The organism is Candidatus Parvarchaeota archaeon (genome assembly GCA_016866895.1).
Taxonomy (GTDB): Archaea; Micrarchaeota; Micrarchaeia; order Anstonellales; family VGKX01; genus VGKX01.
In genome coordinates this window covers 1-8,558 of the sequence record VGKX01000039.1, presented here as the reverse complement: position 1 = coordinate 8,558, position 8,558 = coordinate 1, and the positions used below count along the sequence as shown (strand labels likewise).

The following is an 8,558-nucleotide window of genomic DNA, read 5'->3' as shown; positions in this document are numbered from 1 at the left end:
CTGGTTTTAGTAATGTAATATAAAATTTGGCTGAGCACATTGGTGCCGATGGGCCAGTAGCTCAGCCTGGTTAGAGCGGCAGTCTTATATGGCGCGTTCTAGCACAAAAATTTTCAGGCTTTTGTCTAGACGAATTTGCTTAGGCAAGCTGTAGGTCGGGAGTCCAAGCCGCAAAAACATCTTATCAGAATTTTGCGGGGAAAAATCTCCCCTGGCCCATCATCATCCAAAATCTGAATTTACTAGCCGCCTTCAGTTTCATTATCATACTGGCTTGTTCTGGGGCGGCGCACTTTTTTGACTTCGCCCATGACTCCCGACAGCTTTTTCCCCTCGTAAATGTTGTTAAGGGCAGCAGTTACAAGCTGCGGGCAGGCGGAAAACTTGCCTTTGGAGAATACAAGTATTTCGCACTTGCCCGAACTTTGGTTAAACTCAAATTCCGCGCTTGTCGAGAGGTTGCCAAAAACAAGCCTGCGCAAAGGCAATCCGGCGGAGTTGCCGCAGGGGGAGTCCATTTTCACAAGAAAGATGTTTTTGGCATCCGGTCTTTTGCCCTGCGGGCTTGAGCACACAAAGCCGGTTTGGTAATATTTTGGCACTGGCTTTGCTGAAAAGGCGGATGTGAGGCTGCCGCCCTGGAATTTTTCTATAAGGGCAGCAGACGTGTTCCCAAAAAGATGCTCAAACCTAGGCTCATAAGACTGGTTGAAGCTGGATGCGAAAAGCCCGGGGCTGTCAAAAATTATCAGCAGGCTTTCATTCTCATAAATACGGTGGAACATGTCCATCTCGTCAACCTTCACAGACCTGAAGCTTGCCAGGAACAGGGTTGAGGCGACAAGAAGGAAGATAAGCGCGTGAGTGCTTTTCCACCTCAGGCCAGCCCCAATTGCAAGGCTGCAGTATGCGGCAAACACGACAAAATTGTATTCTGGCGCAAGGCCGCTGGAAAGAAAAAAGAGCAGGAGAATGGCAGGCACAAGCACAAGGCAGGATTTAAGAGTGTCAAGTTTTTTTGCCAGAACAAAAAGCGAGGCTGCAAGGAAAATTGAGGCTGCAATGGAGCTTGGATTAAAGCCCCCGGAAAGCACTGCAAGGCCAAATGCCGCAAGGCAGGCAAGCCGCCACCCTTTGTAGTATAAGAGGAGGGCGGCAATGCCAATTGACAACTGCAAAAGCACCGGCTGATAGTCCCTTGTCGAAATTAGAAGAAAGTTGGCTGCAAGCACCATTGAGCATAATGCAAGAAGCCGCAGGGGGCCGTTTTTTTCCGCAAAGGAAAAATAGATTGAAAGGCAGGCAAGCGTAGAGATTGCGTGGATATTGAGCGGCCCTGCATCGATTGAAGATGCAATGTTCACAAAAAAGACTGCCGACAAAACCATAAGCCTTGCAATGCCAAGTCTTGAAAGGATTGAGACGGCGAGGATTATTGCAGCAACAATAAGGGCAAAGCCCGCAAAAACAGCAAAAAATGGAAGCCTGCTGCCTGAGTCTAGCCCGAGATTGTATTTGTTTTCCAAGTCCAGGGAAAAAAGCGCGAGTGGGAAAAAAGCTGAGAATTTGAGCATGTGGTTGTGGTCAATCCTGGAGTTTGTTTTTGTAAGCGAAGTGAAGGCTTGCTGGCCAAGTGTGAAATACGCGACCTTCTGCCCTGAAAACATGCCAAACCAGTATCCATGCGAATTTGCGGCTGACTCAAAGGGCGATATGAGAAGGTATGCCGAAAGAACGCTTATTGCAAGAAGCGAAAAGATGATGAGCAAATAGAGTGCAGGCAGATTGGCTGCGCCTGCAGGACTTGGTTTTGAAGGCCCGTAAAAAGCTTTTATGACAAGAACAGTGCCGAAGAAGGCCAGAAACGCAAACATCTTGCCGTCGGAAGTTGCCGGGTAGAGATAAGAAAACAGGGTTTTGGCGCCAAACGAAATCCCGGGGAAAACATATGCCATTGCAGCAAAGGCAAGAACGCAGGCGGCTGCTGCAAGGCATTTTGTGTCTGCTGCCGTTGCCTTCTCAAGCCCCACATATTTGAGCATGCTCTCCCTGTGCGAGTAGAGGAATACAACCGCGTATGCAACCATTGAAGCTTTCAGAAGGTCCTGCAAAAGCTGCCCGCCTGCAAGGGCCAACGAGCCTGAAAGGATAAGATAGGTAATGGCATCACGAAGCACAATGCCTCCTGCAACATATTTTTCAAAGCCCTTGATTCCAAGGGAAAGCGATGCAATGGATGAGGTGAAGGTGTTGATTCCATTGCCAAACATCGGGATGGCAAAAAGGAAAAATACCGGATGCGGTTTTTTTTCGGAAAAGAGATTTGCGAGTGCGGTCTCGGATTTGTTGGCTAATTCAAAGAGAGTGCGAAAGCGGGCGATGAGGAGAGGATAAAGAAAAGTCTGGGTGATGTTGACAAAGCTGCACAATGCATACAGGGTTATGTCTGTGATGCCTGATGCAAAGCCAAAGAACATTGCACCGCGTGCTTCAATAAAAGGCACGAATGAGAGCAGGAATATGAACAAATAGTTGATATCGAATGCCATAAGATAACCGAGATTCCAAAAGCCAGCAAATTGCCCCGATAAAAATACTGGCATGCCAAGAGTATCAGACAAAGTAAAAAGATGGTTGATAAGTAATATAAAGGGTCGAGCAAAAATACCCGTATGGAGAAGAAAAACCCAAACAAGACATGCGCCCCATATTCCTCAAGCAGAACGCCTGCAATTGTCTTTTTATTGCTGATTATTGGAGTTTCGGCCTTGTGGGCAGCAAACAACCCGCCCACACCACCTGCCCCAGACCCGGTGATAGGAAACGGTTTTGACAAGTTTAACGAGGGTATAGAGAGCATGTGCGGCTCGCTTCTCGCACTGCTTCCCGTAGCATCAATGCTTGGCGTTGTAAGCTCCGGCGGGATTTACGCCTTGGGGCAGCTGATGGGTGCCGAGACTAGGGCGCGGGCGGTTGTCTGGGCGACAACAATGCTTACGGGAAGTGTGATTGCGGTTTTGATAACTGCTGTTGCACCGCCTGCGGTTGGCATGATTTACGGAGGGACTGATACATGCGAACCTTCGATAATCATCGGCAACCCCACGCAGCACTTATGCGGCACGATAGAATACAACCCAAACACCCAGGGTTGCTGTGGAACGCAGATATATAGCAAAGACAGCTACAAATGCTGCAGGCCAGTAAGCGACAGTGTCTGCCTGAAGACAGAATCGTGTGCAGTTGGCGGCTGCATTGGACAAGGAAGCAGCCAGTAGAAAAAAGAATTGTTCTGAAAGTCTGTGCGCATCATTAGTTTGAGGCTTTGGCTGCAAGAAGCCGGAATAAGATACGCCTCGAACAAACCACAAGCTTGAAGGCGATGCTGCTCCCAAAATCCGCCATTTTCCAACTTCTTGCATGTATTTAAAGTTTGCAAGCCGAAATTCTGATTTATGGACCTTGGTCGCGGCTTGCGCGGCGCGCTTGCAAAGATAACAGGCGCCGCCATCATAGATGAGAAGGCAGTAAAGGAGCTTGTGCGCGAGCTGCAGCGCGCCCTTATTTCAAACGACGTCAATGTCAAGCTTGTTTTTGAACTTTCAAAAAACATCGAGAGTGAGGCGCTTGACACAAAGCAGCTTGCAGGCACGTCAGTAAAGGAACACGTAGTCAAAGTTGTCTATGACCAGCTTAGCGCGCTTATGGGAAAGGCGCACACCCCAAAGCTCCAACGCCAAAAAATACTCATGGTCGGGCTGTTTGGCTCAGGCAAAACAACAACATGTGGCAAGCTTGCGCACTTCTACAAGTCAAGGGGGCTTTCGGTTGCACTTGTCTGTGCGGATACAGACAGGCCGGCTGCGTACGAGCAGCTTGAGCAGGTCGCAAAAAACGCGGGGGCAAAATTCTACGGCATGAAGGGCGAAAAGGACGTTAAAAAAATAGTTGATATGTGCAAAAGTGCTGCAAAAGAGGACATAGTCATACTTGACTCCTCAGGGAGGTCCGGCTTTGACGAGCACTTGGTTGGCCAGCTCATAAACATAAACACGGTCTTTGCACCTGATGAAAAATACCTTGTCATGAACGCTGACATAGGCCAGGTTGCAGGAGGCCAGGCGCAGCAGTTCCACAGCGCAATCGGACTGACTGGTGTCATAATAACAAAGCTCGATGGGAGTGGAAAAGGGGGCGGCGCGCTTTCCGCAGTCGCGCAGACCGACGCAAAAGTCGCATTCATAGGAACCGGGGAGAAGACTGAAGATTTTGAAGCTTTTGACTCCTCGCGCTTTGTGGGCAGGCTGCTTGGATTCCCTGACTTGCAAAGCCTCCTTGAAAAAGTTGAGAAGATAACAAAAGAGGAAAAGCTGCAGCTTGAGCAGGGGGCCGACGAGGAGTTCACAATACGGACTTTTTACAACCAGCTTCGCGCAGTAAAGAAGATGGGGCCGCTTAAAGGAGTATTTGCTGCAATGGGCATGGCTGATTTGCCAAATGAGCTGTTGGACCAGTCTGAAGGCAAGCTCAAGCGCTTTGAGTCAATAATCAACTCCATGACCGAAAACGAGCGGCGCGATGTGCAGCTTTTGCACAAAAACACTGGCAGGATTGAGAGGATTGCAAAGGGCTGCGGCTGCCGGCCCGAGGAAGTCAGGGAGCTTGTTGGCCAGTTTGAAAAAGTTGAGAAAATGCTCGGCTCGTTCAAGAAAAACAGGGGCATGAGAAGGCGGCTTGAAAAGATGCTGGCAGGCCGGGATTTGTCCGCATTTGGCATGCAGCCAAAAGGCCAGTAGCTGAATTGCCAAAGCCGCTTGCATTAGTCAGGCCGATAAAAGCAATAAATACAAGAGGCCGCAAAGCCAATGCACAAAGAGGGTGGACGGCGAATGGTAGGGCTTTTGTCTGAATTTGTGGTTGAGCTTGCGATAGTCATCTTCAGCGCAATTATAGGGACTGTTGTTGCACTCAAGCTGCGCCAGCCGGCCGTCCTTGGGTTTTTGGCAGTCGGCGCTGTAATAGGCCCAAACGTGCTTGGGCTAGTCAGGCAAAGCGTGTTTTTGGACGCGTTTGCCCAGGTTGGGGCAATACTCATACTTTTCTTTGTCGGCCTTGAGTTCAGCCTGAAAAAACTGCTTGGGGTCGGCTTTAGGGCCGCCATAATTGCAACCGTAAAAATTTCCATTCTTTTCCTGGTTGCATTTGAAATCGGCCTTGCGCTTGGCATGGGGCAGGTTGCCTCTGCAATCACAGGCATGGTTTTCTCGATAACAAGCACGGCCATTGCAATCAAAATACTCAAGCAAAAATGGCTCATGCTGCACGAGTGGGTCCCCTTGCTTGTAAGCGTGCTTGTGGTCGAGGATATTATAGCCATATTTTTCCTGACTTTGGTGTCAAACATGGCTGCAGGGGCAACAACCAACATCGTCGGTTTTATCGCCTCAACTCTTTTGGGCTTTGTCGGCCTTGGGGTTTTTTACCTGGGCGTGAGTAAGGGGCTTGCAAAAATTTCCTCAACGGCTTATTTTGTCGACAGCTCGGAGCTTTACGTGTTTGTTGCCCTGGGACTTGTGCTTGCGTTCACAATTGCCGCAGGCGCGCTTGGGCTTTCCCCAAGCATCGGCGCTTTTTTGGCTGGAAGCCTTGTGGCAGAGCAGGCATTTGCAAAAAAAATCGAGGAGGCGATAAATCCGTTCCAGCTTTCCTTCTCGGCCATTTTTTTCATTTCAATAGGCACGCTTATCAGGCCTGACTCCATTGCCGGCTTTGGGGCATCCTGGACTTTTGTCGCCGCGTTTTTGGCTGTCTGCTTTGCAACGGTAGTTTTTCTTGTGAAACTTGTCGGAAGCGGGAAATACCCAAGTGCCGTCTTCGGGCTTTCAATGCTGCCGCTTGGGGAGTTTTCACTTATTATTGCAAGGGAGGGAAGCGGCATTGCAGGCGGGCTTGACATAGTGACGCTTGCCGCAAGCGCAGTTTTTGTGACAGGCCTTGTTGCGTCTGCCGGCCTTGAGGCAAAGGCCCAGGTCAGCTTTATCCTTGCCGCACTTGTCCCGCAAAGGCTGAAGGCCTGGATAGGGGCTGCATCCGAATACACGGCAAAGGTATTTTCAGAGTTTGAGCCAAACGGGTATTTTTTTGGCACCGTAAAAAGAGAAGTGGAGGAGGCAAAGGAAAACCTGCCGTTTGCAGTTGCAGCGGGCCTTGCAGTGCTGCTTTGCTACATTCTTGCGCAGGCCGCAGCCAAGCAGGGCATTGACGGCCCAATTGCGCTTGCAGTGCAGGCCCTTTTGTATGTTTTTGGGGCCGCATTTGCCGCAAGCCTGGGGGGAATTGCACTGAAGCTAAAGGTCATTGTGGACGCGCTTTCAAATATATTTTCAGTTGGCAAGAGCCACAAGCTTCAGCCAGGCGGCACAATAAAGCGGGTGTTTTACAACCTGTTTTTGGGGCTTGCCCTTGTTGCTTTCGGGCTTGCGCTCCCGGTGTTCATGGGGCTTATAAGGGCGCCGCAGGCATTCCACATTCTTGGCGCCCTGTTTGTTGCCTGGGGGGCACTTCTGGTTTACAAGTCTGTCCGCCTTATTGGAAAATTCACCTTCAGGGAAAACGGAGTGCAGGTTGGCGGGGCAAAGCCAAGCGAGATTGAGGCAATGGTAAAGAACCTGTTCCCAAAAAACGGGCAGATGGGAAGCCTTGGGAAAGACAGGAGCAAGGGCAAAAGTAAAAGGGGCAGTTAAACAAAAAAAGCCTGGCTTGGATAAACGGAATGCTGAAAAATTGAGAATATTTGCCTTGCAGCAGAAAAAACTACTGGGAGCGCAGCGCAAGTTCCTTTGCAATAAGCTCGTCGAGAACTTCGTGGGCAATCATGCGCCTGCCGCCGACTTTTTCAAATGGAATCCTGCTTCGGTCAAGCCTGCGCTCAAACGCATTGCGCTTTATCTTGACTCCTTTTTCCTCCATCATTTCTACCGCCTCGCCGACGACATAGTAGTTGGAGGCAATATGGGCAAGCCCGTCAATTGAGGCCTTTGGAACCCAGCGCTGCGTGCCGATTTTCAACGAAGGAATAGAATTCTTCTCTACGCGGCCGATAAAGGCCCTGAAGTTGATGTCCTCGTGCTTTTTTAGCTCCGTAAACGCCTCTTTCATCGTGTAGTATTCGTTTTTGAGCGCTATCCAGTCATGGATGACGGGCTTTGGTATGAGCCTTTTCTTGCCGACTTTCGCGGACATGACTGTCCTGCGCTCCACGCGGCCGCCAAACGCCCTAAACGAGATGTTGACGCCGCCACGCTTTAGCTCCTCGTGGGCTTCCTCAAGCGTGTAGAGCCCCATGCCCTTGAGCATTTCCTTTTCAAGCTTGTCCTCCTCGTAAAGAGTCTGCGCCTGCCCGACAATGGAGCCTATGGAAGATGAGAGTGATTTTTCATGAGTATGCCTGTTTTTTTTCAGGTCGGAAATTTTTATCGATTTGACTTTTGCCACAACCGGGTCTTTGATTTTTTTCTCGATGATTATGCGTTTTCCACGTGACATATGATTTCACCGCCTTGGAACGGAGGTCATTGGGCTCTTAGGCGAAACGACGGCACAAAAGTGCGCCGATTGCCTTTCGAGGGAACAATACACCTCGGACTGATAGATGGACATATATATGCATAGGTTATTTAAAAGCCTTTCTATAAATACGCATTCTTCCATTTTTAAAAACAAGCCTCAGAGGTGAAATGTGTTTTGCCCGGCAAGATTTGCAGTGTTCCTGCTTGCTTTGGATTATTAACAATTCGCAGCTAAATCAGCAACATGAACATATGCAGCTGGTGCCGCAAGCGCGCTTTGGCGACAAGCGCTGGAAGGCAAGTGTTGGAAAGTGAGGGCAAGAATAGCGCTGCAGCAAAGCTTGGTCAAGACGGGGTATGCTGCTTGTGCCTTGGAATAAAAGAAGGGTTGGAAAAAATACTTATGAACGCCTGGGATGGCGCCTGCAATGAGGGGATTGGGTTTGAAAGCTTCAGGGTAAGCATTGGCCAGCCTGAAAAAAGCTCCATGATTGAGCAGGGGCTTTTGGTAAAAGCTGGGTATGCAAAATTCAAGCCGTTGAAAAACGAGCTCAACCCGCTTGCCGGAAATTTGTTTGCAAAAATAAGCGGGAAAAAATACCTCCAGTGGGGAGGCGGGGCTGATGCAGTGCTCAAGATTGACTTGGATGGCAAAAAGGCCGTTCTTCACCCAGAGCCGGTATTCATATTTGGCAGGTACGAAAAATTCTTGGACAGCATTGGCCAGACAAGCTGGATTTGCAACAGGTGTGCAGGGGCTGGATGCAAGGCGTGCGGCAACACAAGCAGCGGCTATTCTGATTCAGTGCACTCGCAGATAGAGGCCGGGCTTGTTGCAAATACGTTCAAGAGGACGTTTCTTCATGCAAGCGGCAGGGAGGATGTTGACGTGAAGGCAATGGGGACCGGAAGGCCGTTTGTCCTTGAAGTGCAGCGGCCGATTAGGAGGGATATTGACTTAAGGAACATGGCCGATGCAATAAACAAAAA

General features: G+C 49.6%; 6 protein-coding genes. 4 read left to right on the top strand and 2 right to left on the bottom strand.

The features are described 5' to 3' along the window. Positions 1 to 242: 242 nt before the first annotated feature. Positions 243 to 2,549, bottom strand: a complete 2,307-nt coding sequence (locus tag FJZ26_02490; protein MBM3229275.1) for a hypothetical protein — start codon at positions 2,547 to 2,549, stop codon at positions 243 to 245. Between the two features lie 123 nt (positions 2,550 to 2,672). Between FJZ26_02490 and FJZ26_02485 the strand changes: the two genes are divergently transcribed. The 3 genes from FJZ26_02485 to FJZ26_02475 all read left to right on the top strand — a co-directional run bounded on the left by FJZ26_02485 (position 2,673) and on the right by FJZ26_02475 (position 6,743). Further along, on the top strand, positions 2,673 to 3,278 hold the full coding sequence (locus FJZ26_02485) for a hypothetical protein (protein MBM3229274.1): 606 nt from the start codon (positions 2,673 to 2,675) through the stop codon (positions 3,276 to 3,278). Between the two features lie 177 nt (positions 3,279 to 3,455). Then, a complete protein-coding gene (locus FJZ26_02480) occupies positions 3,456 to 4,796 on the top strand; it encodes a signal recognition particle protein (protein MBM3229273.1) in 1,341 nt (446 codons plus the stop codon). Between the two features lie 69 nt (positions 4,797 to 4,865). Continuing rightward, the gene (locus tag FJZ26_02475; GenBank protein ID MBM3229272.1) at positions 4,866 to 6,743 is read left to right on the top strand and encodes a cation:proton antiporter; all 1,878 of its coding nucleotides are present in this window, start codon (positions 4,866 to 4,868) and stop codon (positions 6,741 to 6,743) included. 70 nt (positions 6,744 to 6,813) lie between these two features. On the opposite strand, the gene FJZ26_02470 is transcribed toward FJZ26_02475, so the two are convergent. After that, positions 6,814 to 7,545, bottom strand: coding sequence for a hypothetical protein (locus tag FJZ26_02470; protein MBM3229271.1), 732 nt, complete (start codon positions 7,543 to 7,545; stop codon positions 6,814 to 6,816). Between the two features lie 267 nt (positions 7,546 to 7,812). On the opposite strand from FJZ26_02470, the gene FJZ26_02465 reads away from it, so the two are divergent. Beyond that, on the top strand, positions 7,813 to 8,558 hold a 746-nt coding region (locus FJZ26_02465), incomplete at its 3' end, for a hypothetical protein (GenBank protein ID MBM3229270.1).

Excerpts from the sequence above, each read along its gene's own strand:
- FJZ26_02475 (MBM3229272.1), top strand. The coding sequence starts at position 4,866 with ATGCACAAAGAGGGTGGACGGCGAATGGTAGGGCTTTTGTCTGAATTT.
- FJZ26_02485 (MBM3229274.1), top strand. The coding sequence starts at position 2,673 with ATGGAGAAGAAAAACCCAAACAAGACATGCGCCCCATATTCCTCAAGC.
- FJZ26_02490 (MBM3229275.1), bottom strand. The coding sequence starts at position 2,549 with ATGGCATTCGATATCAACTATTTGTTCATATTCCTGCTCTCATTCGTG.
- FJZ26_02470 (MBM3229271.1), bottom strand. The coding sequence starts at position 7,545 with ATGTCACGTGGAAAACGCATAATCATCGAGAAAAAAATCAAAGACCCG.
- FJZ26_02480 (MBM3229273.1), top strand. The coding sequence starts at position 3,456 with ATGGACCTTGGTCGCGGCTTGCGCGGCGCGCTTGCAAAGATAACAGGC.